At 38.3% G+C, this 290-nt stretch carries 1 protein-coding gene; it reads right to left on the bottom strand.

The window, feature by feature from the left end; translation table 11 throughout:
* Positions 1–12 precede the first annotated feature (12 nt).
* Positions 13–290, bottom strand: a 278-nt coding sequence (locus tag NE547_RS18175) for a hypothetical protein (RefSeq protein ID WP_256176640.1), incomplete at its 5' end; no start/stop codon positions are given.

The following is a 290-nucleotide window of genomic DNA, read 5'->3' as shown; positions in this document are numbered from 1 at the left end:
CAACCCAGTCAATTACAGCGGCTCTGACCGTGGACTTGCTACCGTCAAAACTACAAAGTGCAAAGAACACGTCAAGACTATTGTTGCTACTACCTTTACAAATCGCCTCCTATAATCTCTCTTGTGCCGCTCTGCCCATTTATTGGGGTTATTCATCATTGCCATCATTTTTCGTTTGAAACGTGGAGATACAGAAACCTCTTTATTATTAGAGAGTTCTTCCGAAAAGTCTATCGAAATAGCTTCCAATAAAACCCCTTTAATAATAATATTTTCTTCTAATTCATTCA

Origin of the sequence: Flavonifractor sp. DFI.6.63, from assembly GCF_024462255.1 — a bacterium.
In the GTDB taxonomy this organism is placed as follows: domain Bacteria; phylum Bacillota; class Clostridia; order Oscillospirales; family Oscillospiraceae; genus Lawsonibacter_A; species Lawsonibacter_A hominis.
The sequence above is the reverse complement of the archived record's forward strand: the minus strand, read 5'-3'. Positions and strand labels throughout refer to the sequence as shown.